At 65.8% G+C, this 26,272-nt stretch carries 22 protein-coding genes; 5 read left to right on the plus strand and 17 right to left on the minus strand.

Annotation, left to right across the window (positions count from 1 at the left end; translation table 11 throughout):
- The first annotated feature begins 313 nt into the window (after positions 1-313).
- Together A7E77_RS00665 and A7E77_RS00670 are read left to right on the plus strand one after the other, a co-directional pair.
- The gene (locus A7E77_RS00665; protein ID WP_063689591.1) at positions 314-1,579 is read left to right on the plus strand and encodes a dipeptidase; all 1,266 of its coding nucleotides are present in this window, start codon (positions 314-316) and stop codon (positions 1,577-1,579) included.
- Between the two features lie 252 nt (positions 1,580-1,831).
- Positions 1,832-2,281 carry an SRPBCC domain-containing protein gene (locus tag A7E77_RS00670; protein WP_063685172.1) on the plus strand — a complete coding sequence of 150 codons (450 nt, stop codon included), beginning with the start codon at positions 1,832-1,834 and terminating at the stop codon, positions 2,279-2,281.
- 115 nt (positions 2,282-2,396) lie between these two features.
- Here the strand turns inward: A7E77_RS00670 and A7E77_RS00675 are convergent, their stop codons facing one another.
- The 7 genes from A7E77_RS00675 to A7E77_RS18155 form a co-directional block, all read right to left on the minus strand.
- Complete coding sequence (locus tag A7E77_RS00675) at positions 2,397-3,506, minus strand: glycerophosphodiester phosphodiesterase (protein WP_063685174.1); 1,110 nt, start codon at positions 3,504-3,506, stop codon at positions 2,397-2,399.
- Positions 3,506-6,163, minus strand: a complete 2,658-nt coding sequence (locus tag A7E77_RS00680) for a TonB-dependent receptor domain-containing protein (protein ID WP_226341790.1) — start codon at positions 6,161-6,163, stop codon at positions 3,506-3,508. The genes A7E77_RS00675 and A7E77_RS00680 overlap by 1 nt, the downstream gene beginning before the upstream one ends.
- Positions 6,164-6,243: 80 nt before the next feature.
- Complete coding sequence (locus tag A7E77_RS00685) at positions 6,244-7,242, minus strand: FecR family protein (protein ID WP_192930000.1); 999 nt, start codon at positions 7,240-7,242, stop codon at positions 6,244-6,246.
- A complete protein-coding gene (locus tag A7E77_RS00690) occupies positions 7,217-7,825 on the minus strand; it encodes an RNA polymerase sigma factor (RefSeq protein ID WP_063685178.1) in 609 nt (202 codons plus the stop codon). Before A7E77_RS00690 ends, A7E77_RS00685 begins: the two co-directional genes overlap by 26 nt.
- Before the next feature lie 1,449 nt (positions 7,826-9,274).
- The gene (locus tag A7E77_RS00695) at positions 9,275-9,550 is read right to left on the minus strand and encodes a hypothetical protein (protein WP_063685180.1); all 276 of its coding nucleotides are present in this window, start codon (positions 9,548-9,550) and stop codon (positions 9,275-9,277) included.
- 411 nt (positions 9,551-9,961) lie between these two features.
- The gene (locus A7E77_RS18150) at positions 9,962-10,300 is read right to left on the minus strand and encodes a Fic family protein (protein ID WP_063685182.1); all 339 of its coding nucleotides are present in this window, start codon (positions 10,298-10,300) and stop codon (positions 9,962-9,964) included.
- Positions 10,260-10,718 carry a DUF4172 domain-containing protein gene (locus tag A7E77_RS18155; RefSeq protein ID WP_063685184.1) on the minus strand — a complete coding sequence of 153 codons (459 nt, stop codon included), beginning with the start codon at positions 10,716-10,718 and terminating at the stop codon, positions 10,260-10,262. The genes A7E77_RS18150 and A7E77_RS18155 overlap by 41 nt, the downstream gene beginning before the upstream one ends.
- Before the next feature lie 470 nt (positions 10,719-11,188).
- On the opposite strand from A7E77_RS18155, the gene A7E77_RS00710 reads away from it, so the two are divergent.
- On the plus strand, positions 11,189-13,633 hold the full coding sequence (locus A7E77_RS00710; RefSeq protein ID WP_063685186.1) for an alpha/beta hydrolase family protein: 2,445 nt from the start codon (positions 11,189-11,191) through the stop codon (positions 13,631-13,633).
- A gap of 52 nt (positions 13,634-13,685) precedes the next feature.
- Here the strand turns inward: A7E77_RS00710 and A7E77_RS00715 are convergent, their stop codons facing one another.
- On the minus strand, positions 13,686-13,898 hold the full coding sequence (locus A7E77_RS00715) for a DUF3253 domain-containing protein (protein ID WP_063689595.1): 213 nt from the start codon (positions 13,896-13,898) through the stop codon (positions 13,686-13,688).
- A 613-nt stretch (positions 13,899-14,511) separates the two neighbouring features.
- Here A7E77_RS00715 and A7E77_RS00720 point away from each other — a divergent pair.
- The gene (locus A7E77_RS00720) at positions 14,512-15,240 is read left to right on the plus strand and encodes a ZIP family metal transporter (RefSeq protein WP_226341792.1); all 729 of its coding nucleotides are present in this window, start codon (positions 14,512-14,514) and stop codon (positions 15,238-15,240) included.
- Between the two features lie 78 nt (positions 15,241-15,318).
- On the opposite strand, the gene A7E77_RS00725 is transcribed toward A7E77_RS00720, so the two are convergent.
- The 7 genes from A7E77_RS00725 to A7E77_RS00755 form a co-directional block, all read right to left on the minus strand.
- Complete coding sequence (locus A7E77_RS00725) at positions 15,319-16,401, minus strand: hybrid-cluster NAD(P)-dependent oxidoreductase (protein ID WP_063685190.1); 1,083 nt, start codon at positions 16,399-16,401, stop codon at positions 15,319-15,321.
- A gap of 22 nt (positions 16,402-16,423) precedes the next feature.
- Positions 16,424-17,674 (minus strand): aromatic ring-hydroxylating oxygenase subunit alpha, encoded by a 1,251-nt coding sequence (locus A7E77_RS00730; protein WP_226341793.1) that lies wholly within the window; start codon positions 17,672-17,674, stop codon positions 16,424-16,426.
- A gap of 118 nt (positions 17,675-17,792) precedes the next feature.
- On the minus strand, positions 17,793-18,242 hold the full coding sequence (gene folB, locus A7E77_RS00735) for a dihydroneopterin aldolase (protein WP_226341794.1): 450 nt from the start codon (positions 18,240-18,242) through the stop codon (positions 17,793-17,795).
- A 22-nt stretch (positions 18,243-18,264) separates the two neighbouring features.
- The gene (locus tag A7E77_RS00740; RefSeq protein WP_063685194.1) at positions 18,265-20,826 is read right to left on the minus strand and encodes a GcvT family protein; all 2,562 of its coding nucleotides are present in this window, start codon (positions 20,824-20,826) and stop codon (positions 18,265-18,267) included.
- Positions 20,827-20,900: 74 nt separating this feature from the next.
- Complete coding sequence (gene purU, locus A7E77_RS00745) at positions 20,901-21,758, minus strand: formyltetrahydrofolate deformylase (protein WP_043059671.1); 858 nt, start codon at positions 21,756-21,758, stop codon at positions 20,901-20,903.
- An 18-nt stretch (positions 21,759-21,776) separates the two neighbouring features.
- Positions 21,777-22,718: an electron transfer flavoprotein subunit alpha/FixB family protein gene (locus tag A7E77_RS00750; RefSeq protein WP_063685195.1), complete on the minus strand. Its 942-nt coding sequence runs from the start codon at positions 22,716-22,718 to the stop codon at positions 21,777-21,779.
- 22 nt (positions 22,719-22,740) lie between these two features.
- Positions 22,741-23,490 carry an electron transfer flavoprotein subunit beta/FixA family protein gene (locus tag A7E77_RS00755; protein ID WP_063685196.1) on the minus strand — a complete coding sequence of 250 codons (750 nt, stop codon included), beginning with the start codon at positions 23,488-23,490 and terminating at the stop codon, positions 22,741-22,743.
- 166 nt (positions 23,491-23,656) lie between these two features.
- On the opposite strand from A7E77_RS00755, the gene A7E77_RS00760 reads away from it, so the two are divergent.
- Positions 23,657-24,721, plus strand: coding sequence for a GlxA family transcriptional regulator (locus A7E77_RS00760; RefSeq protein ID WP_017979100.1), 1,065 nt, complete (start codon positions 23,657-23,659; stop codon positions 24,719-24,721).
- 1 nt (position 24,722) lies between these two features.
- On the opposite strand, the gene A7E77_RS00765 is transcribed toward A7E77_RS00760, so the two are convergent.
- Both A7E77_RS00765 and A7E77_RS00770 read right to left on the minus strand, forming a co-directional pair.
- A complete protein-coding gene (locus tag A7E77_RS00765) occupies positions 24,723-25,688 on the minus strand; it encodes a LysR family transcriptional regulator (protein WP_063685197.1) in 966 nt (321 codons plus the stop codon).
- 97 nt (positions 25,689-25,785) lie between these two features.
- Positions 25,786-26,271: a prolyl-tRNA synthetase associated domain-containing protein gene (locus A7E77_RS00770; RefSeq protein ID WP_063685198.1), complete on the minus strand. Its 486-nt coding sequence runs from the start codon at positions 26,269-26,271 to the stop codon at positions 25,786-25,788.
- Between the last annotated feature and the right edge of the window lies 1 nt (position 26,272).

A 26,272-nucleotide genomic window follows, 5' to 3' on the forward strand; every position in this document is an offset into this window, starting at 1 on the left:
TTCAAAGGCAGTTTCCTGAAATAGCCGTCAGGCGCGGAGAAACGGGACTGCTGCGCGTTGGTGGCTGCCGGTGTTTAAAATAACGTGCGGATTCACACAGCGGCCGAAATGGGGGTTCGACGGTCGCCAACAGCTGTCAGGCTGCGATAAGCCAAGTTTGCGCCGCTCGCGAATAAGCCGGTACGTTGAATTGACAGCGCCCGCCGAGGAGGAATCGATGACATCACTGCTGACGCTCCACCACGGCCAGCGCGACGCGGGCGCCGAAGATGATAACGCCCCGCCCGCACGTCCGCGCCGCAGCGGTGGCGCGATGAGCGCCGCGCTGCTCGCCGCCGCGGCTCTGCTCGCCGCCACCCCCGCCGCCGCGCAGGACGAGGCCGCGCGCGTGGCGCGCGTGCTCAAGGCGACGCCGCTGATCGACGGCCACAACGACTGGGCCGAGGCGCTGCGCGAGCGCGAGGGCGAGAAACGCTGGACGATAGACCTGCGCGATCTCGACGCGAAGGACCCCGCCTACAACACCGACATCGCGCGGCTGCGGCGCGGGTTGGTCGGCGGGCAGTTCTGGTCGGTGTGGGTCTCGCCCGACCTACCCGGCAAGGAGCAGGTGGAGCAGACGCTCGAGCAGATCGATCTCGTCCGCTCGCTCACCGACCGCTACCCCGATACCTTCGCGCTCGCGCGCACCGCCGCCGACGTGCGCCGCGCGCATGCGGCGGGACGGATCGCCTGCCTGATCGGGGTGGAGGGCGGCGGACAGATCGACGGCAGCCTTTCCGTGCTGCGCGCCTATGCCGCGCTGGGTGCTGGCTATCTCACGCTTACCCACTCGCGCACGATCGACTGGGCAGATTCCGCCACCGACGATCCGCGCCACGGCGGGCTCACCGACTTCGGACGCAAGGTGGTGCTTGAGCTCAACCGGCTCGGCATGCTGGTGGACCTGTCGCATGTCAGCGAGCGGGTAATGCGCGACGCGCTGGCAGTGACACGCGCGCCGGTGATCTTCTCGCACTCGGGCGCGCGCGCGCTCAACGACCACCCGCGCAACGTCTCGGACGACGTGCTGCGGCTGGTGGCGCGCAACGGCGGCGTGGTGATGGTCGACTATGCGCCCGGCTATGTCGCCGACGCCTACCGCCGCTGGTCTGCCGACTCGCTTGCGGAGAAGGCGCGGCTCAACTCGCCGCCGTACAACGGGCTCGACATCGGCCAGCCGGAGAAAGCAGCCGTCGATTACGCCGCCTGGCTCCGTGCGCATCCCGCCCCCACCGTGACGCTGGCGCAGGTGGCGGACCATATCGTCCATGTCGCCAAGGTTGCCGGCGTCGACCATGTCGGGCTCGGCTCCGACTTCGACGGCGTCGGCGCGACGCTGCCCAAGGGGCTGGGCGACGTCTCGACCTACCCCGCGCTCCTGGCCGAGCTGATGCGCCGTGGCTGGTCCGATGCGGACGTCTCCAAGCTGGCGGGCGGCAACGTGTTGCGCGTGATGGAGGCCGCCGAGCGGGTCAAGGCGCAGCTTGCCCTCAAGTCGACAGCTGTGTCGAAAAGGGTTGGTCGCGAACAAAATTGATGACCCTGAATCGGCCATTCAGGGCCGGCGACGTCGTTCCCAACATCCGCCATTCGTTCATCAGGGAAGCGGCATGGTGTAGGGATCGGCCGAGGTGATTGAAGAGCACGGAATGGGGGATTGTATTGAAAAAGGCTGCCGTATGCGCGCGACTAGCTGACACGGCTTCGGCGGCCAGCGATCCCGAGCCCGCGCGTGCCAGCGTGCGGCATCTCAAACGCTACGTCGTCCTGCTTTGTAAGGGAGAGAAAGATGAACCGTGAACTCAGTGTCGAACGACATATCGAGGCACCCGTCGCCCACGTCTGGAAGACGATGATCGACCGCTTTGAAGAGTGGTTCTGTCCGCTCCCTTGGCGTGCCGAGGCGCGCGAAATCGCCTGGCGTCCGGGTGGTCGCAGCCTGGTGGTGATGCACGGGCCGAACGGAGAAGAGATTCCGAACGAGGGCATCATTCTTGATTTTCAGCCGGAACGGCGCTTCGTGTTCTCGGACGCCTTCATTGGGGATTGGCAGCCGAGTGGCCCATATATGGTGGGGCTTTTCGAGATCGCGGCGGACGGCACTGGCACCCGCTTTACCGCCACCGCCCGACACTGGACAGACGAGGCGGTGGAGCAGCATCGTGCGATGGGCTTCGACGGCGGCTGGGGCGCGATGGCCGACCAGCTCAAAACGCTGTCTGAAGGGCGTTCGCTGTGAGCGCCACTGCCCAACGCCCTTGGCCCGACGCGGGATCATCGCCGGTCGCGTGATTAGCGGATTTGTTGTCCTCACGCTCGCTGGCGATGCGGGCGGTAGACCCATTCGCTATCCGTCACGTCGCGTGAAGCGCTGCCCGGCCGATGGCAGGATCGTCTGTAAAGAAGCCGTCGATCCCGGCTTTGAGATAGGCGCGGATTTCGGTGATGGACGCCGCTGGCACTCGCCGGTTCGGATCGGTGCCTTCCCGCAGCGCTGGCGGCAGGAACTGGTTCTCCGGCCGGAAGGTCCAGGGCATGACCATCAGGCCGGCGCGGTGGGCGTCCGCGATGATCGGCGTCGGCTTGCCCAGTCGCCCCGCCGGATCGACCGGGATCAGCGCGCGGGTGTCCGGTGCCAGGATGTCGGCATAGGTGGCGATGTCTGCCAGCCCCGCTGGTGTCATCATCTCAGGATAGGTCACCCGGCCGCCCTTCGCCGCGACATCGGCGGGCGAGAGCGGAAAGCCGATCGTCAACTGCATCAGCTGGAGATTGCCCGGTCGGCCGAGCGCCCTGCGCAAGTAACGGAGATTGGCGATCTCGAACGACTGGACGATCAAGGGCCCCCGCCGCAGCTGGCCGTGCGCGGCGATGCTGGCGAGGAAGCGATCCTCCAGCGGCAGGCCGATACCGCGGAAATAGGTCGAGTGCTTCAATTCGGGCACCAGCCCGATCGGACGGTTTTGGGTGCTCGATTCCGCTGCGACGAAATCGACGATCTCCGCCCAGGTCGGGATGTCGAACCGACCATCATAAGCGGCATTGGCGGGTCGCACCGTCGGCATCCGCTCGCGGGCGCGCAGGGTCTTCAACTCGGCAAGGGTGAAGTCCTCGGTGAACCAGCCGACCTGTTTCTGGCCGTCGATCGTCTTTTCAGTGCGGCGCCCGGCGAACTCAGGATGGGCGGCCACATCGGTCGTCTCGGCAATGTTGTTCTCGTGCCGCGCGACCAGCATGCCGTCACGTGTCGGCACGAGATCGGGTTCGACATAGTCGGCGCCATCGACGATCGCCTTCGCATAGGACGCCAGCGTATGTTCGGGTCGCAGGGCGCAGGCCCCGCGATGCCCGATCACGGCGGGGTTGCGGCGGGCCTCCTGCGCCTGGACCGGCCAGGCAGCGGACGCCAGGCCGGCACCGCCCAGCGCCAGCAGCGTGCGCCGATCGAGGGCCGCCGCGTGCATCAGAAACGGACTCCAGCGGTGACGAACACCTGACGCGGCGCCAGCGGGAATTGCAGCTGGACGAACGACGCGAGCACCGGGATCAGCGTCGCCACGCCCTTCTTGTTGGTCAGGTTGGTGACGTTGAGGTTGAGATCGAGCGTCTTACCGCGCAACTGGTCGGTCAGCGGGAAATGCCCGCCGAGCCGCGCCGACAACGTGTAATAGCCATCCGCCCATAGGTCGTTGGTGTAGGTGCCGTACCGCTTGCCCAGATAGTCGCCGATCAGCTGTGCGTCGAAGTCCCCGGCCTCCAGCGTCAGCATCGTCTTGTTCATCCAGCGCGGGCTGCCCGGCACGTCGTTGCCCGCCGTGGCGATGGTCATCCCACCATCGAGATAGTCGTTCTGGAACTGCGACACGTTGTAGGACAGCGCGTTGTAGAGCGAGACATGGAGACCGAAGCGGAGCGTGCCCGCCACGTCGACACCGTCCGTCTTCACGCTGCCGACATTCTGGATGATCGCGCTGGTCTGCACCAATGCCGCGACGGTCGACAGCGACGGCGAGATGGCGAGCAGGCGGTTCTGGAAGTCGACATGATAGACGTTCAGCTGACCATCGAACCCGGTCACGGGGCCGAGGTGTAGCGGGCGATGGACGCGCAGGCCTGCCTCATAGGTCCAGCTCGTTTCGGGCTTGGTTCCGTTCTTGAACAGATCGAAGGCGGCCTGGCTGCCCAGGCCGAAGGGCGAGATGCTCGAGGTCGGCGTGATCTGGAACTGACGGATATTCTGCTGAACGTTCGCGAACAGCTCTTCATGATCGGTAGCCTGCCACAACACACCGAATTGCGGCAGAAAGGCGCGCGCGGTGTTCACCCGCCCGACCGGCAGCGCCAGCGTACCCGCGACCGAATTGGGGATCGGCTGCACCGGCACCGACTGACGTGCATTCTGGAACGCGCTCTTGAACCCGGCCTGCACCGTCAGGCGCGACGTGACATGCCAGCTATCCTGCAGATGCGCCTGCATGACGTCGGAGGTGACATGGCCCTGATATTGGGTAATGAGCGGCGGTGCGACGTCGATTGGCACCTCATAGGGCGTGGTCGGGGCGTTGACGTCCAGCCCGTACCAGCGGCGCGTGGCATCATGGCCCAGCCGCTCGTACCAGCCGCCAAACTCGATCCGGTGGTCGCCCAGATCGGCGTTCAGCGTCAGGATCGCGCCGCCCCGATTGATCCGATATTCGGTGGTCCGCGTCGCCAGCCCCGATCCGCCGGCGATTCCGTTGAGCCGGGCGAGCGTCTGTGCCGCAGTCTCGGTCGTGGTCGCGGAATAATAATAGGAGAACAGGCGCGGCAGCCCGGCGACGGTGATCGGTCCCGCGACGATGCCCACCCCGTCATTGTGATGGAAATAGGGCTGCACCGTCAGGCGGACATGGTCGTCGACCTGCCATTGATATTTGGCATAGGCCAGATAGTCGGTGCGATGCGCGGCGGAATAGTAATTGCGGGTATTGGCCCCGTCCGCCGCATAGGCGGGCGAGTTGATATAGTTCATCATCCCTTTGAAATCGGGATAGAAGGACGGATTGGTGTAGCGCGGTTCGGCCGTGTCGAAGAGCGTCCTGACGACCAGATCCTCGTTCGGCTCCTTCTTCGTCGAATAGGCGCCGTACAGCGTCAGCTTCGTCGTCGCGCCCTCATGCACGAACTTGCCATTGGCCTGCCATCCGCTCAGGATACCGTCGAAGTCCCAGGCGCGGGCACGCTGGCGGACGCCCGAAACATAGAGCCGGTTGTTATCGCCGAACGTGCCGCTGTCGAGCCGCGCATAGCTGCGCGACGTGCCATAGCTGCCCAGCGTCTGCTGGACCATGCCGCCTGCCGTCTTCGCTGGATCGGCTGAGAAGACGTCGATCGTGCCGCCCAGATTGCTGGTCGAGGCGGTGCCCAGATCGCCCGCACCGGTCGCCAGCGTCACGCGACCGACATTCTCCGAGATGATCGCGCGCTGCGGCGACAGGCCGTTGAAGCTGCCATATTGTTGATCGCCGAGCGGCACGCCGTCGAGCGTATAACCGAGTTGTTGCCCGTTGAAGCCGTGGATGAAAAGGACGGTGTTCTGCTCGTTATTGCCCCAGGGATCGGCGCTGGTGAAGGTGACGCCGGGCAGCGTTTGAAGCGCGCGGAGCGGGCTGACGCCGGGCAGGATCTTCTGGATTTCGTCCCGCTTCATTTCTGTCACGGAGCGGGTACGGTTGCCACTCACGACAATGTCGGCGCTAGTTGTATCAGGCGATGCCTCGGCGGCCACCGCCGGACGGGTCTGCGCCGATGCCACTCGGCGTGGGCGCGGACGTGGTGCGGGATCGTCGGTCAGGCTGACGATCGTGCCCGTCCAGCGCTTGACCCGCAGGCCGGTCCCATCAAGCAGCCGGGCCAGCGCGACCTCGGGCGACATCACGCCGGTTACGGCATGCACGGTCTTGCCCCTCAACCGCGCGGCCGGGGCAACGATCTGCAACCCCGCCTGCATGCCGAATTGCGCGACGCCGCTCGCCGCAGGCTGGGCGGGGATATCGAAATGGCGCGTTTGCGCGAAGGCCGGTGTCGCAAGGACAAGCGTGATCGGCGCGGCAAGCGCCGCGTGACGGATATACAAGGTCATTATTCCCACCCCAGGAAGATCGTTGTTGGTCTTCATCGGTTAGGATGCGGCGGCGGGGTTCTTCCTCCACGCCGCGCAAATTATTTTGCGATGACGATCCTGCCAGCGTCCCGAAAGGTGCGCGCCTCCAGGCTGTCCGCGATGGCCGCGGCAAATCCCGCAGGATCGTTGTTGCGGAACACGCCCGCGATCGGCGCCATGGCGAGGGACGCATCGGGCACCACGATCGGTACGCCGCCATAGCGGTTCATCTGCGCGACGGCCTGCCCCAGGGTCATGCCGGTAAAAGCGAGCATTCCGCTGCGCCATTGCATCGCCTCGCGCATGGCAGCGGCGGATACGTGCCGGATCGTCGCGGCGGCCAGCCCTGCGCCATCGGGCAGCGACAGGCTCATGCCTGCGTCCAGCCCGATCGATCGGGCCGAAGACCCGACCAGTACCCGACCGCGCTCGACCATCACGCCGAGTGGTTGGCTCGCCAGCGCTGCGATCGCGAACAGCCTGGTGCCACGCATCGGTATCCCCCGCGCCGTCACGGTCACGGGACGGCCGTCCTGCCGGGCGAGGTCGAGCAGGACGCGCCCTTCGATCAAGCGGAGATGATGGCGGTCGGCATCCATGCTGGTGGCTACCTGCGTCACAGTATCGAGAACCAGCGCCGTCCCGTCGGCCAGCGCCAGTTGCCCGATCTGGCCGGCGCCGGTCGTGAAGATCTGCTCGGATGGCGGCGCGGCGCGGGGCAGCAGCATCGCCCCCGTGATCGACGCGGCTATCGCACCACCTCCGACGAGCGCCGCCCGGCGTGTCCATAGCGAGCGCGAGGCCCGACGATCGGCGAGAACGAAAACAGCGTCTTCATCGGCGGGCTGGGCTGTTTCAGGAGCGGGCATCGCGCCCAACGAAGCAGCCCGTTCGGCATGAAGCCATGCAGCCTCGGCGCGCGCCACTGCGCCTTCACGGCGGATATCGCCGGCCAGCCACGCCGCGAGCGCGGCTTCCTCCTCCGCCGTCAGCCCACGATCGATCCGGGCCGACCAGTGCGCCGCAGCCTCGTCAATGTCTGCCGCGGTCTCGCGCAAGGTCATCGGTGGAACGGCTTTCGATACTGAGGGCGTCGGAAGGAGATGCACGGGACGCATCGCTTCCTCCACGCGAAAAGCGTGCGGCCAGCATTTTTATGCCGCGAGAGATGCGCTTTTCGATCGTACTCTCCGGCACGCTGAGCCGCGCCGCGATATCGCGTTGCGGCAACCCCTCGACGCGCCGCATCCAGAAGGCTTGCCGGATGTCCTCCGGCATCTCCTCGATCGCGACCGCGACACGGGCCAGTTCGTGCCGCCCGAACAGATGATCCTCCGGCGTCGGCGCATCCGCGGGGGCGTCCAGAGCGTCCAGATCCGCAACGGCGTCGATCGACACGATTCGTGCCCGCCGAATATGCTGCAGCAGGACCGACCGCGCGACCTGGACCGCATAGCGATGCGGCACCGCGATCCCCTCGACCGACGGCAGCCGGGCGAGGATCGCATAGCTTTCCTGTATCACGTCATCGACCTCGACGCCGCACGACGCCGCCTGTCGAGCGATCGCACGGCGAATCCACACTTCCTGCGGCAGGATATGCACGGCGAGCCAGGCATTGCGTTCGCGACGGCAGGGCATGGATCCCCGCTAGACGCGGCATGTGACGCACTGAAGACGTTGCCACGCGAGGGCAGGAAGCGCGTTTGATGGTCGTCTGATCATGGCTTCTGGGTCGGAAACGTGAATAGGACCGGCTGGTGACTGTATACGCCGTCATCCATGACAGGCTTAGTCTTCAAGAAACCTGTTCCCAATTGTGTTTTCGCGAAATGTGTTGTCGAAATAGAGAAACGGAGTGCCCGCATGCTCCAAGCGGCCTGTTTTGGGAGCGTGAGTGATCAATTGGGCGGTAAAGTCTGCGACGCTTTTTGTTGGACGGCTTCAGTAAAATTCGGATGTTCGGGCCGATGCATGTGAATTTCTCGATGTGTTCAACACCCGCCATCAGTATGGCGAAGCGCAACGACCCATAGCCGTCATTCGAAGCTGCCAGATCGCTTTCCGCTTTCTGCCATTCGTTCATCACGCGAGACCGAGGCAGTGACCCAAATGCTGGGCAGACTGTGTGTCGCCTATGGGGGAAAGCGGATGCTAACGCCCGCTCCGACTACTCCAGAATAGCAGCGCAAAACTGACCAGTGCGACGATTAGAGCGACATACGCTGCGCCGAAGAACGGCCCCATGCCAGCTTATGCGTCGGTGTGAAGCTCTGAAATTTCTTGCCGCCACCACGCGAGGCGGAACACGATCTGGTATGCCGCGACCGATGCTGCTCCCGCTCCAAGCAGTGAAATCACTAGCCGTTTGATCAGGGTCAGCATCGGCGAAGAGTGATACATTCGAGAGCGGGCGGCAACGTGGCGTCAATGTCAGCAACTCGGTATGGGCGAGAGCGGACGCGAGCCGGTAGCATGTTGTGCCCAGCGCGCGCTCAGTTTGGCAGCCAGATGGCTGCGAGAAGCCCCCCCCACGCCCGCAATGCGAACGGCACCCGCTGGAACGAGCCCCGTCAGCGATCCTCGACCTGAACGGGCCATGCGGGTCGTGTCATGGCTGATTTGTCGCGCCGATATGAAAAGGGTCGCCCCAAAGAAGCCGAAAAGCAGTCCGATCAACGTCTTCATGTTTGCGGGTTATTCGATCCCCGGAATGTCCGCAAATGGGCGGGAGCGGCAGCCCTACCCTTCCGTCACGAAGACCCAAAGTCGGCCATTCGGACCGCCCTTCCCGCTCCACCAAAGTGCATCTACACCGGTCAGGCGGATATGACGCGCCTTAGAACACTCTATCTACACGAGAGCCCCGGCTCGATGAATATCGCAGCTCCGGCCGACCGGCGAGGTGGGCCCCATCAAACGATGCTTCTGATAGTCGCCAGGCTCCAAGCAGAAGGATTTGTGCGACAGCAGCCCTCGCCGACTGGGTCATAAGCATCGCACTCAACGCACACCATAGCGCCGAACGCATCGTCCCGTCTCCTCGTCAGATGGTCATCCTCCCGCGGCAGCCTTTTCGGACCGCTCGTGTCATGTCGTCAGCCAGCCGTGCGGGCCGAGCCAGCCGAGCAGCGCCTCCGCCCAGCCAGAGCTGGTCGTGCCCGGCTTGCCGTCGAAACCGAAGCCGTGGCCGCCATGTTCGTAGACGTGGAGCTCGACCGGCCGCCCGGCGCGGCGCCAGCTGTCGGGCAGACCGTAGCCCTGCTTGGCGAACAGCTCGTCATCACTCGCCACGGCGACGAACAGCGGCGGCGCGGCGGGCGTCGCCGCCATCGACGGATAGATGGCGGCGAACAGGTCCGGCATCGTGCCCGGTGCCGCAGTCTTACCAGATCGACGCCCATGATCGCACCTGGCGAAAAGCCCACATAGACGACGCGTTTGGGGTCGCCCCCCCATCGCGCGGCACAGGCGCGCACCGGCCGCATCGCCGCCTTTGCATCGGCGAGCACCGGCAGAGGCGCAGGAATGTCCGCCCCCTCCTCTCGCTTTGGCACCGCGGCGGCGGCGAAGCGCGCCAGCGCCGCCTGCTTGAACGCGTCCATCGGCGCGGGCGTCGGATCGAGGTGGTATTCAGGACGAAGGCGGCGATGCCGTAATCGGCAAACCAGCGCGCGGGCTTCATCGCCTCCGCCTCCATTGATTCCATTACGAAGCCGTCGCCGGGCGAACACGGTGATTTGGAAAAGTTCAGCCTGACGCAATCTGCAACATCGTCTATGATGCCCCGGTGGTTCGTGCCTGCGCATCAGTCACGATACCCGCGAACCACGTCAGCCAGTCGTCGATGCGGTTGTCCTGGCTCGCCCGATGAAGCGCGGCGTAATGGTCCTTGAGATGCCGGTGGATCGTCTCCGCGAGAGCCGTGAGCGTTGGAGCCTTCAGGCTTTGCACCAAAGCCTTCTCCGCGATCGCCCGTCCCAAACGGCCGTTGCCGTCCTCGAACGGGTGGATCGTTTCGAACCACAGATGCGCGATACCGGCGCGCGTGATTCCCGGCAGGGGCGCTGCTCCGTCAGGAGCGGTCTCGTTGAGCCAACCAATGAACTGCGCCATCTCGGCCGGTACGCTGGCAGACGGCGGCGCTTCGAAATGCACGCGAGGCGCATGCAGCGGCCCGGACACGATCTACATCGGGTCCGCGTGGGTTCGGTAGCGGCCGATATCCGTCAGATTCGGCCGCGCCGGCCTCGGCTGCGTTGGCCTTACGGCGATCGGTCGCGAGGCCGAGCTGCTTGGCGAGCGACGACTGCACGCTCGCCCGATCCAATATCTCGCCCTCGATCGCCGAGCTATCGACGACCTCTTGAGACATCAGTTCGATCGCGAGAGCCTGACGCTCCTCGGCATCGACATGATGGAGAATGCCGACGATGACCCCGCTGCCGTGCAGAAAGACGTCTTCCGCCTGCCGGAGCGCCGCCGCATCCAACACGAAATTGGGCCAATCGTCTTGCTGCCAATTCCAACGCATGATCGATATCCCCCCTTCTATCGCTCATCATGTCGCACTTGACTGATTGATAAAACCTGTCTCCATCGATCCTGGCGCCTGGATGGGAAATGCCCTGACGAGGTTTCCCACGCCGCGTTCTCAGACACTTCGCCAAACCCTTAATCAGCCGGTCCTTGGTTCGAGCCCAAGTGTTTCCATCCCCCTGCGCGGGTTTCTATATATTGCTGAAAATCACAGGAGTTAGGCGTCCGGGGTATCTACGCGGCACCGCCGGCCGTGGGAGCGCACGTCCGGCATATGGTGGACGCCCGTGTCGTGCGATCACGCCACGGTTCCCAATGCACACTACCGACGCCGCCTTCGCCCGGCCCCGACCTTGCCCCGAAATCTCGTCGCGAAGCCCCCACCGCACGCAACCGATCCCGAAATCACTGGCCGGCGCGATGGCCTCGTGGCACATGAACGAACCGTCACATAAGGGGTTACGAATGCGCGCTGGTGCCTGCCTGATCGCTCTGCTGCTCGCCACCACGGTCCATGCCCAGCCGGCCGGCACCACCTATCACCGCGCACCGGATGCCATCGCCAAGGCGCTGGAGGCGTCCCCCACTCCCGCGGTGGCCGTCAGCCCCGATCACAACACGCTCGCCATCTTCGGGCGCGAGAACCTGCCGTCGATCGCCAATCTCTCCAAGCCGATCCTGCGGCTGGGCGGCTATCGGATCGACCCCGCGACCAACGGTCAGGCCGAGGTTCGCGTGCAGTGGCTGAACGCGCTGAGCTTCAAGGATATCGCGAGCCGCCGAACCGTGGCCGCACGCCTGCCGGCAGGGCTGCGGTTCGCCGCGCCGGACTGGTCGCCCGATGGCCGCCACGTCGCCTTCTACGCGCAGGAGCCCGACGGCCTGTCGCTTTGGATCGCGGATCGCGACGGTAGCGCACGCGTCGTCGCCAAGGGTTTGAACGGCAGCTTCGGCACGCCGTTCGTCTGGACGCCCGACAGCAAAGCCCTCATCGCCTATACCGTCCCCGCCGGGCGCGGGCCCGCACCGGTCGCGTCGACTACGCCCACCGGCCCGGTGGTGCAGGAAAGCAACGGCCGCACCTCGGCCGCGCGCACCTATGAGGATCTGCTCGGCGACGCGCATGACGAGGCGCTGTTCGACCATTATTTCACCGGCCAGCTGACCCGCGTCGCGCTGGACGGAACCGCACAGCCGATCGGAACCCCGGGGCTGATCACCGATTTCAGCGTGTCGCCCGACGGCCGCTACCTGCTGACCGAGCGGCTGAAGCGGCCCTATTCCTATCTGCTGCCCGCGCGCTTCTTCCCCACCGAGATTGCGGTGTCGACGATCGACGGCAAGCCGGTGAAGACGCTCGTCGACCGCCCGCTGGCCGACGATTTGCCCGTCGACTTCGACGCAACCGTCAAAGGCCCGCGCGACGCGGAATGGCGCGCCGATGCGCCCGCGACGCTGGTCTGGGCCGAAGCGCTCGATGGCGGCAACCCGCGCGTGAAGATCGCCTTCCACGACAAGGTAATGATGCAGGCCGCGCCCTTCGACGCCGCGCCGGTCGAGCTGGCCAAGACGCCCGCGCGCTACGCGACGACGTTATGGGGCGACGACGGCTTTGCGATGGTGATCGACCGCGAATGGCGGTCGCGCACCGAACATCGTCAGGCCGTCGCTCCATCGCGTCCCGGTGAGAGCCGGATGCTGCTCACCCGCAATTATCAGGATCAATATGGCGACCCCGGCGATCCGATCCTGGAGGACAATGCCGCGGGCAAGCGCGTGATGCGCTTCACCCCCCGCCAAGACGCCGTCTATGTGCGCGGTGACGGCGCGACCAAGGCAGGCGCCTTCCCCTTCCTCGCGACCATGCCCCTCGCCGGCGGCGAACAGACGCGGCTGTGGACGGCCAAGGCGCCCTATTACGAAAGCGTCGTGGCGCTGCTCGACGATAGCGGACAGCGGATCCTGACCCGAAGGGAGAGCGCCAAGCTCGCACCCAATTACATGATCCGCAGCGTCAAGGGCGGTCAGGCAAAGGCCGTCACCGCCTTCGCCGATCCGGCACCGGTGTTCGCGGGCGTCACCCAGAAGACGATCACCTATGCCCGTGCCGATGGCGTGCCGCTGTCGGGGACGCTGTATCTGCCGGCCGGCTATGACGCCAAGCGCGACGGGCCGCTGCCGACGTTGCTCTGGGCCTATCCGGCCGAATATACCGACGCCAAGGTCGCCGGGCAGACGGTCGACCAAGGCAATCGCTTCGTGCGCCCGCGCGGCATCAGCCATCTGTTCCTGCTGACGCAAGGCTATGCGATCCTCGACAATCCCGCGATGCCGATCATCGGCGAAGGCGGCGCAGAGGCGAACGACACCTATGTCAAACAGCTGCGCGAGGATGCCGAGGCCGCCGTCGATGCAGTGGTGAAGCTTGGCGTTAGCGACCGTAACCGCATGGCGGTGGGCGGCCACAGCTATGGCGCGTTCATGACCGCCAACCTGCTTGCGCACACCGATCTGTTCCGCGCCGGCATCGCCCGATCGGGTGCGTACAACCGCACGCTGACCCCGTTCGGCTTCCAGGCGGAACAGCGCACCTATTGGCAGGCGACGCCCACCTATACCGAGATGAGCCCGTTCACCTATGCGAACCGGATCAAGGCGCCGATCCTGCTGATCCACGGCGGCGCGGACGACAATAGCGGCACCTTCCCGATCCAGTCGGAGCGGATGTATGCCGCGCTGAAGGGCAATGGCGCGACCGTCCGCTATGTCGTCCTGCCGAACGAGCCGCACGGCTATCGCGCGTTGGAATCGACCGAAGAGACGCTGTGGCAGATGACCGACTGGCTCGATCGCTACGTCAAGCCGAAGCAGGCCGCCCGGCCCGCCCCGGCAGGAACCGCCGCCGACTGAGCGGGCCGGGATTGCGACCGTCGGCGCTCCGGCGACGGTCGCGGATCGCCCGTCAGGGCGCGACCGCGCGGCCGATCCGATAGGGACCGCTGCGTTTGGCGAGCGTCTTCCCCTTCCAGCTGAGCTGAACGCGACGCTCTTCGACCAGCGTGTCGACGGCGGCATGGACCGACGGCATCGCCGCGCGCCAGCCCTCCGGTGCGATCGCGCGCGCCACCTCGCTCGGGCAGACGGTCGCGTCCGCCGCACGGGATGCGAGCAGCATGAGCGCGGTTTCACGCGGGCTTGCGGTCACCTTGCCTCTCCAGTCCACGCGCTATGGCGTCGATGCCACGCGACGGGGATAACGTCTCGGACGCGCATCCGCCCCAGAGGCTGAGCCTCAGCACACGCAGGCTGCATCCTCCCAATAACGGAGTATTTCCGACAATTCCTCGATCGCGGACCAATGACGCAAGCGATAGCAAGCATCCGTCCTCAAAATGCCAATTGCGAGCGACGTTATACCATCGCATACGTTGTGTCAGATATGGGACGAAGAACGAATGCCCCCTCTCCTGCACCTGCTGCCGGTTGGACGGCCGACGGACACGCGCGATCGACAATGGCTCGATGGCAACGGTCTGCGGCGCATGCCGATGCCCCAGCACGGCCGATGACGTCGTGCCATGATAGGCTAAGCCCCCTACCCCGCCTCAGGGGTCACGCATCCCCGTCGATCCGCATCACGGAAGCGGATCGACCCGCAACGTTGTGACGGACCGCAATCGGCCGCGTCGTACGCACAATCGAAGACACAGCCTCACGGCGCTGAAGCGCGGCAGGACGGGCGCCCCACGACCGCCCCGCTGACAGGACCGAACGGGAGCAGCAGCATCATGCACCGGGACCTTCTTCTTGGTCTTCTCACCGCAATATTGGTCGTCGTCGCGATGGCCGCAGCCGCACCGGTTTTTCGCACGACCCCGTCGTCGCGCAGGTCCGCCGTCGCCGCCACCGCGGATGCGCTGGCCGCCGGCATCTTCTTGGGTGCGGGCCTGATCCACATGCTGCCCGATTCCGCGCAGGGCTATTGGACCTATGGCGCCAGCTATCCCTGGCCGTTCGTCATTTGCGGCGCGACGATCATGGGCCTCGCCCTGCTCGAACGTCTGGCATGGGGAAGCGGCCGGTCCGCTGCCCCCGCACTCGCCGCGGCCATCGCCCTCGCCGCCCACAGTTTCCTGGCAGGCGCGGCGCTAGGTGCCACCTCGCGTCAGGCCGCCATTCTCGTGCTGTTTCTCGCGCTCATTGCGCACAAGGGCGCGGCGTCCTTCTCCTTGGCGCAGATCCTGACCGACAGCTCGCTGTCCCGCCGCAAGGCGATGATCGTGCAGAGCGCGTTCGTCGTCGCCCTGCCGCTCGGCGTCGTGCTGGGCGCGGTGGCGACGCGGCAGGAGCAGGCTTGGCCGCTCGCCAAACCGACGATCCTCGCGCTGGGCGCCGGCACGTTCCTGCACTTCGGCATGCAGCGCCATCGCACGACGGCACAGGCGCTGGGCATCGCGCGACAGCTGGCGCCCTGGTGCGGCTTTGCACTGATGGCGCTGATCGCGATCGTCGACTGAACGGGCCCGCGCCGCTCAGGCGCCAGCCCTCATCGCCATCAGCCGAGCGATAGGGTCATGCGGGGCGCGACGCCCCCCTCAGGCGTCGACGTGCAGATCGTGATGCGGGTGGGAGCAGCAGGCTAGGATATATCCTTCCTCGATCTCGTCATCCAGAATGCCGCCATTGTGCGCGATTTCGACGCTGCCGTGCTGCTTCAGGATCTTGCACGTCCCGCACAGACCGGATTCGCACGCCGCGGGAATACGGACGCCGGCCTGACGCGCGACCTCGAGCACCGTCTGCCCCGGCTGGCACGGCGCGGTGATGCCCGATGCGGTGAAGGTGATCGACACCGCCTCGCCCGTTGCACAGGGCGCGGGCACCACCTGCTCGCTCGGCGCCGGTGCCGACGCCTCGCCGAAACTCTCCTGGTGATACCGGGCCATGTCGAGCCCGGCGTTGCGCACGATGTCACCGGCGAGCGCCATGAAGGCATCCGGGCCGCAGCAGAACACCTCGCGCGCGAGGAGGTCGGGCACCAGCATCGCCAGCCGCGCCGCATCCAGCCGGCCGCGATGCCCGCTCCACGTCTCGCCCGGCGGCGTGTCGCGCACCAGCATCGCAAGCGACAGGTTCGGCATCTGCCGGTCGAGCAATTCCAGCTCGCGGCGGAAGATGATATCCTCCGGCCGCCGCGCGACCGTGACGAACGCGACGTCGCTGTCGGGCGCGCAATCGGCCATCCAGCGTAGCATCGACATCATCGGGGTGACGCCCGATCCCGCCGACAGGAACAGATAGCGCGCGGCGGGATGCGCGACATGCGTGAACTGCCCCGCCGGACCATAAGCGCGGATGCGCGCGCCGATCCGCAGATGCTGGAACATCCAGCGCGTGCCGACGCTATCCGCCTGCGCCTTCACCGTCACCGCGATCGAGAAGGGGCGCGAGGGCGAGGACGACAGCGTATAGGTGCGCAACAGCGGGCCACCGTCCGCGGGCAGTTCCAGCGTCACGAACTGGCCGGGACGATACCGGAACCAGCGGTCGGGATCGGAACGGAAGGTGAAGGTCTTCACCCCCGGCGCCTCGTCGGCGATGCCGATGACTTCCAGATGATGCAGCCGGTCGTTCCACGGCGACATCTCGTCGAGGTGCAGATACCGCCCAGCCGTCATCGCCCGCTCCGGCGGCGTGCGATCACGCGACCCGCCGCACGCGGTCCTGACCCGTGTCGCCCAACCGCGCCTCGATCGCGCGCGTATACCAGTCGACGAACTGGATCACCCCGCCTTCGTGCAACGGCGAATAAGGGCCGGGCTCATAGGCTGGCGATCGGATGCCGACCGCATTTTCCTCGACGATGCGGCGATCCTGATCGTTGGTCTGCGTCCAGACGTGCGTCAGCGTATCGAGGTCATAATCGACACCCTCGACCGCGTCCTTGTGCACCAGCCACTTGGTCGTCACCGCCGTCTCGTTGGGGCCGATCGGCATCACGCGGAAGGTGACGGCATGATCGACGAGCACGTGGTTCCACGTCGTCGGATAGTTGAACAGCATCAGCGCACCGATACGGTCGGCCGTGACGCTCTCCGACAGGCCGCGCGCGACCGCCCGCTTGCCGGTCATCGTATAGCTTTCCGCTTCCCGCAGCAGCGGCGCGCGGATCGCGCGGAATTGCCCGCTGTCGTGCATACGGAACTGCGCGGGCAGCCCGGCGGCCTCGCACCGCGCCCAATGCTCCGCCATTTCCGGGTCTTCCTCGCCGCCGGCCACGCCGGTGACGTTGGGCGATTCCGAATAGGTCTTGCACAATTCGGGATGGCTGCCCGCGCAATGATAGCATTCGCGGTTGTTTTCCCAGACGAGCTTCCAATTGCCCTTTTCGACGATCGTCGACTGGAACGCGATCTTGGCGTCGGCCAGATTATGGGGCGCGAAATAGGGGCGCATCAGGTCGCCGAAGGGCGCAAAGGCGGGCGGCCGATCGGCGAGGCAGATGAAGATATACCCCGCAACGCTCTCGCAGGCGACGGGCTTCAGGCCATGCTGCGTGCGGTCGAACCCCTCCCCCATCTGGCGGGCGAAGGCGAGCGAGCCGTCGAGATTGTAGGTCCATTGGTGGTACGGGCACACCAGCTTGGGCGCGACCCCGCGTTCGGCCTTGCACACCCGGCTGCCGCGATGCCGGCAGCTGTTGTGAAAGGCGCGCAGCGTGCCGTCGCGATCGCGCACCACGACGATCGGATAGGCGCCGACCTGCAGCGTGAAATAGCTGCCGGGCTTGGTCAGCTCGCAATCATGGCCGGCGAACAGCCAGTCCCGATACCAGATCAGGTCCAGGTCCAGATCGAAGAACTGCTGGTCGACGTAAAAGGGCTGGGGCAGCGAGTAGCCCTGCTTCCGGTGGCGGATCAGATCCAGCATCTCGCTACGGGCGTCCATCATGCCATCCTTCCCCACGCAGTCCCCGACCCCGCCGCACGTCGGCGCAGCGGGACCCATGCCATTCTTGCGCCGCCAGCCTTATGAGCAACGCGATAATTCCTAATGGTCGCCACGATACTCAGACGCGGTCTGCCGAAAATAGGACAGGTGCGTCGCCCGCGCCCTGCGATCGCGACACCGTGGCATCGGCAGTCGTGATCGTGTCCGCGGGTGGCCACGCGACCTCCACCTCGACATGGTCCAGGATGCCATCGATCGGCACGCACGGCTTGCGCAGCCGGATAACCGCGCCCGCGACGGCGGGAAAGCGATCGCATAGCCCCCGCGCAATCTCCAGCGCGAGCGATTCGATCAGCAGGTGCCGTCGCCCGCGCACCAGCCGCTCGATCTCGGCGAAGAGCGCGCCGTAATCGACTGTGCCGACGATGCCGCAGCCATCATCGCCGAGTGCGGCATCGACCTGTACCTGCGCATCGACATAGAAGCGCTGACCCAGCCGCTCCTCCTCGTCGAACACGCCGTGCCGGGCGAAGAAGGCGCAATTTTCCAGACGGATGACGTATCGCACGCTGGCCACCGACGCCGGACGATCAGCTCTTCGGCTTGCGATTGTCGGGGTCGTACAGCGGGCGATAGCCCACCGACGCGACCTCGACCGGATAGCGCTCGCCGAAATACTCGACTTCCAGCATGCGCCCTTCCTGACAGAGCGCCCAGGGCAGATAGGCCAGCGCGATATTCTTGCCGATCGAGGGGCCATAGGCGATGGAGGTGGTGTAGGACCGCCGCCCCAGTTCGTCGACCGGCACCTCGCCCGTTTCGGGATCGATGACCGGCAGGATGCCGACCGGATAGCGCTTCATGCCCTTGGCGTCGGTGTTGTCGGTCATCACCAGCGTGCACAGCTTGGCCGGCTGATGCTCGCGGGCGCGGTGTTCCAGATGTTTGGCCTTGCCCCGGAAATCGGCCTCCTTGGCCTTGGGACGGGCCAGATCGGCCTCCAGCAAATTATAGTGCGTCAGCAGGTCGGCATTCTGGAGACGCAGGCTCTTCTCCATGCGACGCGAGTTCGCATAGGTCTCGATTCCCACCGCGATGACGCCGGTGGAGCGCAGCGCGTCCCACACCGCCAGCCCGTCCTCATAGGCCATGTGCAGTTCCCAGCCCTGCTCCCCGACATAGGAAATGCGGAAGGCCATCACGTCCTTGCCGGCGATACGGACGGTGCGGATCGCGGCGAAAGGGAAATTCTCCAGCGACAGCGCGTCGGGGTCCTCGACGACCTTCTGCAAATTGACGCGCGCGTTCGGGCCCCAGATGCCGACGGTCACGTACTTCTCGGTCACGTCGGTGACGGTGACGTCGAGCCCGCGATCCTGCGCCACGCGGCGCATGTAATGGACGTCGCGCGGCCCCGCATCGGCGCCGTTCACCAACCGGCAGCGGTCGGGCAGGCGGAAGACGGTGAAGTCCGCGCGTACATTGCCCTCGTCATCCAGGAAATGGGTGTAGACGCCCTTCCCCACCGTCGCATCGCCGCCGACCTTGGCCGCGCACAGCCATTCCATCAGCGCGACATGATCCGGCCCTTCGATATCGGTGATATGGAAGTGCGACAGGTTGATGAGCCCGCAGTCGGCGCTCAGCTCCAGCTGTTCGGCGTTCGACACGCGCCAGAAGTGGCGATTGTCCCACTCATTCTCGCGCACCGGCACCTGATCGGCGTATTTCTCCAGCAGATGCTCGTTCGCGGCATAGCCATGCGCGCGTTCCCACCCGCCGAGTTCCATGAAATAGCCGCCGAGTTCCTTCTCGCGCTCCCAGAAAGGCGAGCGGCGGATGCCGCGACCGCCCGCGAACGGCTCGCGCGGGTGGACCGGCGGGTTGTAGATTTTGGCCGCCGTCTCCAGACAGCGTTCCTCGATGAACGTCGGCTCGAGCTGGAACGGGTTGAAGCGCGCATAATCGATGCTGGCATGGTCGATCGCGGTGCGCCCGTCGGTCATCCAGTCGGCGACCAGCTTGCCCATGCCGGGGCCGTCCTTCACCCAGATGCCGACCGCATACCACAGGCCGCGCACCTTCTGGCTCTCGCCGATCGACGGCCCGCCGTCGGTGGTCGTCTGCAGCAACCCGTTGAACGAATGGCTTTCGTTATAGCCCAGCTCGCCCAGGATCGGCGTCAGTTCCATCGCGCGCTCCAGCGGCGCGATGATCTGCTCCATCTCCAGGTCGCGCTGCGACGGCGACAGGCGGGCGAATTCCTTTTCCAGCAGATCGCGCGGGTGGACGAGGCGCGGGGCATGCTCCTCGTAATAGCCCCATTCGATCTGGCCGCCCTCGGTCGTCTTGGGGTCGCCGGTGTCGCGCATATAGGCCGAATTGCCCTGATCGCGCAGCAGCGGATAGCCGATGTCCTTCCCCGTCCCCTCGAACTCGGTATAGGGCCCGAAGAAGGTCAACGGATGGTCGACCGGGAAGACCGGCAGGTCCTCGCCCGCCATCTCCGCGATCAGCCGCCCCCACAGGCCCGTGCACACCACCACGTAATCCGCCATGATCGTGCCGCGCGTCGTGACGACGCCCTTGATCCGCCCATCCTCGATGATCAGCGATTCCGCCTGATTGTTGGCGAAGACGGTCAGCGCGCCGGCATCGACCGCCTGGTCGATCAGCTTGCCCGCCACCGTCTGCGACCGCGGCACGACCAGCCCTGCATCCGGATCCCACAGCCCGCCCTGGATCAGGCTTTCCTCGATCAGCGGAAACTTCGCCTTGATCGTCGCGGCGTCGACCAATTCCGCGCGCGTACCGAACGCCTTGCCCGAGGCGACCTTGCGGCGGATCTCGTCCATCCGCTGATCGTCGCCGACGCGCGCAACCTCCAGCCCGCCGATCCGCGAATAATGCCCCATCTTCTCAAAGAAGTTCATCGAGTAGAGCGTCGTCCACGTCGTCAGATAATCGTGGCTGGTCGCGTAGCAAAAGTCGGAGGCATGCGCGGTCGAGCCGATGTCGGTGGGCACGCCCGACTTGTCGATGCCGACGATATCGGTCCAGCCCCGCTCGACCAGATGGTGGACGACCGATGCGCCGACAATGCCGCCGACGCCGACGATCACGACACGGGCCTTTTCGGGGAGCGCAGCCATTCTCTATTCCTCTCGGTACGGGATCGCGCCGACGCAGCGCGGTGATGGGGGCGTGACCATGGTCGACGCGGCGCTCAGGGCGTGAACACCACCGTCCGGTGGCTGTTGAGCATCACCCGCCCTTCGAGGTGGTATTTGACCGCACGGGCCAGCACGCGCGATTCGATGTCGCGCCCGGCGGCGACGAAATCCTCGCTCGTCATCATATGGCTGACGCGCTCGGTTTCCTGTTCGATGATCGGCCCTTCGTCCAGGTCGGGCGTGACGTAATGCGCGGTCGCGCCGATCAGCTTCACGCCGCGCTCGTGCGCCTGATGATAGGGCTTGGCGCCCTTGAAGCTCGGCAGGAACGAATGGTGGATGTTGATCACCCGGCCGTACAGGCGTTCGGACAGGTCGTTCGACAGCACCTGCATGTAGCGGGCGAGCACCACCAGCTCCGCGCCGGTTTCCTCGACCAGCGCGAGCAGCTTCTGCTCCTGTTCGGCCTTGTTGTCCTTGGTGACCGGCCAGTGATGGAACGGCACGCCCTCGATCTGCGCCGCGGCGCGCGCCCCGTCGTGGTTGGAGACGATCGCGACGACCTCGGCGTTCAGCCAGCGCACTTTGATCTGGTAGAGCAGGTGGTGCATCGCATGGTCGAACTTCGAGACCATGACGATGATCTTCGGGCGTTCGGCGACGTCGACGACCGTCAGGTCGAGCGCGAAGCGGGCGGTGGCGGGGCGCAGCGCCTCCTCGATCGCATCGCGCGTTACCCAGGCGGGGACGGTGATCGCGATCCGCAGGAAGAAATGGTCCGCCTGCCGATCCCAGAACTGGTTCGATTCCAGGATGTTGCCGCCCATATGCGCCAGGACGGTGGTCACGGTGGCGACGATACCGGGCTGGTCCTTGCAGCCCAGCCGTACGACATAGGTTTTCTCGGTCATGGACGGCCTTTCGATGGCTCAGAGCTGGCGTTCGAGTTCGGGCAGGACGTCGAACAGGTCGCCGACCAGGCCGTAATCGGCGACCTGGAAGATCGGCGCGTCCGCATCCTTGTTGATCGCGACGATCACACTGGCGTCCTTCATCCCGGCGAGATGCTGGATCGCGCCGGATATCCCGCAGGCGATGTAGAGTTCGGGGGCGACGACCTTGCCCGTCTGGCCGACCTGCCAGTCGTTGGGCGCATAGCCGGCGTCGACCGCGGCGCGCGATGCGCCGACCGCCGCGCCCAGTTTGTCGGCGAGCGGCAGGATCGTCGCCTGGAACTGCGCCGCCGAACCGAGCGCCCGGCCGCCCGACACGACGATCCGCGCCGCGCCCAGATCGGGCCGGTCGCTCGCCGCGAACCGGTCCTCGACGAAGCGGGACAGGTTGGGATCGCCGGCATCGCCGCCATCACCGGTTGTGACGACGTCGGCGGTGCCATCGCCCGACGCGGTCGGTGCGAAGGCCGCCGTGCGGACGGTGACCACCTTGACGGCGTCACGCGATCGCACCGTCTGGATCGCATTGCCGGCGTAGATCGGGCGCTTGAACGTGTCGGGCGCGACCACCTCGGTCACTTCGGACAGCTGCATCACGTCGAGCAGCGCCGCGACGCGCGGCAGCACGTTCTTGCCGGTGCTGGTCGCCGGTGCGACGATCGCGCCATAGTCCTTGGCCAGCGCCACGATCAGCGCGGCGGTCGGCTCGGCCAGCCGATGCTCGAAGGCGAGAGCGTCGGCCAGCAGGACCCGGCGCACACCGGACAACCGCGCCGCCGCTGCCGCGACGCCATCCGCACCCCGCCCCGCGACGAGGATATCGACCGCCTCGCCCATCTGCGACGCGGCGGTCAGCGCCCGCGCGGTCAATTCGGACAGCGTGACATTGTCATGTTCGGCAAGCAGCAGGACGGTCATTTCCGGGCTCTCCCGATCGCGATCACAGGACACAGGCCTGGGCCTTCAGCGTGTCGGCCAGCTCGGCGACCGAGGCGACGCGGACACCCGGTCCGCGCATGGCCGGCTCTTCGGTCGACAGGATCGCAAGGCGCGGCGCGACATCGATCCCGAAGTCCGCCAGCGCGCGCTCCTCGAGCGGCTTCTTCTTGGCTTTCATGATGTTGGGCAGCGTCGCATAGCGTGGCTCGTTGAGGCGGAGATCGACCGAGACGACCGCGGGCAGCGCGACGTCGATCAGCTGAAGCCCGCCATCGACCTCGCGCGTCACCGTCGCCCGGCCCTCCGCGATCGCGACGTGCGATGCGAACGTCGCCTGCGACCAGCCGAGCAGCGCCGACAGCATCTGTCCGGTCTGGTTGGCATCGTCATCGATCGCCTGCTTGCCGAGCAGGACCAGGCCGGGCTGTTCGTCGTCCACCACCGCCTTCAGCACCTTCGCCACCCCGAGCGGTTCGGGCATCGCGTCCGCGCGGATCAGGATCGCGCGGTCCGCGCCCACCGCCAAGGCCGTGCGCAAGACGTCCTGCGCCGGGGCCGGGCCGATCGACACGACCAGGATCTCGCTCGCGACCCCCGCCTCTTTCAGGCGAACCGCTTCTTCTAGCGCGATTTCGTCGAACGGATTGATCGACATCTTCACATTGGCGAGGTCGACGCCCGATCCGTCGCCTTTGACGCGAATCTTGACGTTATGGTCGACCACCCGTTTGACCGGCACCAAGACTTTCATATTGCCACCCCCCGCCGCGCCGATCCGCGCGGATATGCAAGATTAGCCTTGAACCTCAGTAGGTTTGCGACAAGCTCTGCGGGGCGGGAAAGGATAATTGCGTCAGACCACCACAAACTCTACGACATGGGGTGCAAGATCTCTCGAACTGGGGGCGGGTTGGAGCATGGCGCAATCGGTATTGGACGCGTCCTTGCGCCGTCGGGCGGCGGGCCTGCGTTTGTCGGTGGGCTTCATCCTCGCCCGGCGCTTCACGCTCTGCGCCTTCGCCAATTTCGTCGACGTCCTGCGCCTTGCCGCCGATGAAGGCGATCGCAGCCGACACATCGCCTGCGATTGGAAGGTGATATCCGACAGCTCGTCGCCGATCCCGTCCAGCTCCGGCATCGCCATTCAGCCCGATGAACATCTCGGCGACCCCGCCCGCTTCGACTATATCGTCGTCGTCGGCGGGCTGATCGACGAAATCGATGGGTTCGGCAGCGAATATACCGCCTATCTGCGCCGGGCGGCGGCGCTGGGGATACCGCTGGTTGGCGTCTGTACCGGTGCCTTCCTGCTCCACAGCGCGGGCCTGCTCGACGGGTATAAATGCTGCGTCAGCTGGTTCCATCATCGCGACTTTCTGGAACAGTTCGACGGGCTCGATCCGGTGTCCGACCGCATCTTCATCGTCGATCGCGATCGGCTGACCTGTTCGGGCGGCGCCAGTTCCGCGCATCTCGCCGCCTATCTGGTCGACCGCCACGTCGGCCGCGCGCAGGCGAGCAAAAGCCTGCACATCATGATCATCGACGAGGCGCTGGGCGGCGAAAAGGCGCAGCCGGGTGCGATGCTCAACTATCGCACCGACGATCCGATCGTCCTGCGCGCGTTGCTGATCACACAGCAGAGCATCGACATGCCCTTGTCGGTCGCGGGCATCGCCGAACGGATGGGCAAGAGCAAACGGCAGCTCGAACGCCGGTTCAAGACCGCGCTCGGCGTCTCGCCGCAGGTCGCGTTCATGGACGTGCGGCTGTCGCTGGCGCAGCACATGCTGGAAACCACCGACAAGTCGATCACGGCGATCGCGGTCGAATGCGGCTTCTGCGATTCCTCGCACATGAGCCGCATGTTCCGGCGCCGCTTCGGCCGTTCGCCGCTGGAAGCGCGGGCGTCGCTGGCGGGCGCGCGGCAGACGGCCGCGGCCGCGACGACCGCGGCGCTGCCCCGGGCCGCCGCCGGCTAGGCTATTCGCCCCAGCTCACGCAATCGGCGATCCAGGGCTCTTTGTCGATCAACTGCGCCAGCTTGCCGGCTTGCAGCAGCGCGGTCGACCGCGTCGCGATCTCCTGCGGCAGGCCGCCGAACTCGCCCCTGCGCGCGACCAATTGAATGCGGCGGCGAAAGCTCGCCCGCGGCATCGGCGCCACGCGTAGTCCCGGCAACAGCTCCAGCTGACTCGCCAGGCATAACGGCGTGGTAATGCTCCATCCGACGCCCGCAGCGACGCTGGACACCTGCTGAAACGTCGAATCCACCTCGATCACGTTGGGCATTTGCATCCGCATCCGCGACAACTGCCTCTCAATCCGCTGCCCCATCGCCGACAGCAGCGAATAGCGCACGAGCGGGAGATCCGTCAGTGTCTCGATCGGCTCCAGCGGGCCCACATACGCAGCCGGGGCGATGATGACGAACGCCTCGTCCATGATCGGAAAGTGTTCGACCTCCTCCAGATTTTCGAGCTGGCTCGACCCGGTAATGAGCAGATCGATACTTCGCGACAGGAACTCGCGCTGCTGCATGAGTGAGATACCCGATCGCATCTGCCAGCGCAGCGCGCGCGGACCGACCGCCTTCAGCAGCGGCGCGGTCAGGTGATTGGCGAGGCTTTCGGCCATTGCGATCGTGATGCAATCGGCCGGCCGGGCGGTTTCGTCGCGCACCTCACGCGCCAGCAGCTTCGCCGCGGCGATCAGCTCACCGCCATCCCGGCGCAGCAGCTTGCCCGCCGGCGTCAGCGCCACCGGGCGCATCGTACGATCGAACAGGCGGGCACCAAGCGCCTGCTCCAGCTTCGAAATCGTCTGGGACACGGCGGACTGCGTCATGCCCAGATGCCGCGCGCTTTGCGTCATCCCCCCGAGTTCGGCGGTGAGGATGAAGACCTCCACCGAATTGAGGTCGAAGCCGGGCGACAGCTTGGTGGACATGATCAGCCCTTTCAGCGTCCCCTATCCGCGATGCGGACGTTCATCGTGATCCGCGCAATTCGGCGCCAATGTCGACGATCGCACCGTGCTCGACCGATCAAGGGAGCGCTACGGTGCGCACAGCGTGTCCGCGCGCTTCGAGCCACGTCACGAGCGCGGCGAAGGGCATCGCGACGGTGGCGGTGTTCCGCAACGGATGCACGGCGATCCGGTCGGACCCGGCGAATGCGGCGTCGAACACCAGCGAAACCTCACCAGGCGTCGTATTCGCGATCGCCAGCGGCGTCACCGAACCGGGCGAGACGCCGAGCACCTGCTCCATCTCGTCCGCCTTGCCGAACGAGAATTTGCCCGCCCCGAGCAGCTCCGCAAAGGCCTTCAAATCGGCACGCCGATCGCTCGGCAGGACGATAAGCCACAGCTGCTTGTGTTTGTCCTTGAGGAACAGGTTCTTCGTATGCGCCGCCGGCAGCGCGTCATGAATCGCGGTGCTTTGGTCGACGGTGTAGACTGGGGGATGTTCAATCGTCTCGGTGGCGATGCCGGCTTTGGCGAATTCGGCGTATAATTCGTCTTCGGTCATG

Origin of the sequence: Sphingomonas sp. NIC1 (genome assembly GCF_001638925.1) — a bacterium.
GTDB lineage: Bacteria > Pseudomonadota > Alphaproteobacteria > Sphingomonadales > Sphingomonadaceae > Sphingomonas > Sphingomonas aquatilis.

Coding starts and splice junctions, on each gene's coding strand:
- A7E77_RS00665 (WP_063689591.1), top strand. CDS start 314: ATGAGCGCCGCGCTGCTCGCCGCCGCGGCTCTGCTCGCCGCCACCCCC.
- A7E77_RS00670 (WP_063685172.1), top strand. CDS start 1,832: ATGAACCGTGAACTCAGTGTCGAACGACATATCGAGGCACCCGTCGCC.
- A7E77_RS00675 (WP_063685174.1), bottom strand. CDS start 3,506: ATGCACGCGGCGGCCCTCGATCGGCGCACGCTGCTGGCGCTGGGCGGT.
- A7E77_RS00680 (WP_226341790.1), bottom strand. CDS start 6,163: ATGACCTTGTATATCCGTCACGCGGCGCTTGCCGCGCCGATCACGCTT.
- A7E77_RS00690 (WP_063685178.1), bottom strand. CDS start 7,825: ATGCCCTGCCGTCGCGAACGCAATGCCTGGCTCGCCGTGCATATCCTG.
- A7E77_RS00695 (WP_063685180.1), bottom strand. CDS start 9,550: ATGCCGGACCTGTTCGCCGCCATCTATCCGTCGATGGCGGCGACGCCC.
- A7E77_RS18150 (WP_063685182.1), bottom strand. CDS start 10,300: ATGGCGCAGTTCATTGGTTGGCTCAACGAGACCGCTCCTGACGGAGCA.
- A7E77_RS18155 (WP_063685184.1), bottom strand. CDS start 10,718: ATGCGTTGGAATTGGCAGCAAGACGATTGGCCCAATTTCGTGTTGGAT.
- A7E77_RS00710 (WP_063685186.1), top strand. CDS start 11,189: ATGCGCGCTGGTGCCTGCCTGATCGCTCTGCTGCTCGCCACCACGGTC.
- A7E77_RS00715 (WP_063689595.1), bottom strand. CDS start 13,898: ATGCTGCTCGCATCCCGTGCGGCGGACGCGACCGTCTGCCCGAGCGAG.
- A7E77_RS00720 (WP_226341792.1), top strand. CDS start 14,512: ATGCACCGGGACCTTCTTCTTGGTCTTCTCACCGCAATATTGGTCGTC.
- A7E77_RS00725 (WP_063685190.1), bottom strand. CDS start 16,401: ATGACGGCTGGGCGGTATCTGCACCTCGACGAGATGTCGCCGTGGAAC.
- A7E77_RS00730 (WP_226341793.1), bottom strand. CDS start 17,674: ATGATGGACGCCCGTAGCGAGATGCTGGATCTGATCCGCCACCGGAAG.
- A7E77_RS00740 (WP_063685194.1), bottom strand. CDS start 20,826: ATGGCTGCGCTCCCCGAAAAGGCCCGTGTCGTGATCGTCGGCGTCGGC.
- purU (WP_043059671.1), bottom strand. CDS start 21,758: ATGACCGAGAAAACCTATGTCGTACGGCTGGGCTGCAAGGACCAGCCC.
- A7E77_RS00750 (WP_063685195.1), bottom strand. CDS start 22,718: ATGACCGTCCTGCTGCTTGCCGAACATGACAATGTCACGCTGTCCGAA.
- A7E77_RS00755 (WP_063685196.1), bottom strand. CDS start 23,490: ATGAAAGTCTTGGTGCCGGTCAAACGGGTGGTCGACCATAACGTCAAG.
- A7E77_RS00760 (WP_017979100.1), top strand. CDS start 23,657: ATGGCGCAATCGGTATTGGACGCGTCCTTGCGCCGTCGGGCGGCGGGC.
- A7E77_RS00765 (WP_063685197.1), bottom strand. CDS start 25,688: ATGTCCACCAAGCTGTCGCCCGGCTTCGACCTCAATTCGGTGGAGGTC.
- A7E77_RS00770 (WP_063685198.1), bottom strand. CDS start 26,271: ATGACCGAAGACGAATTATACGCCGAATTCGCCAAAGCCGGCATCGCC.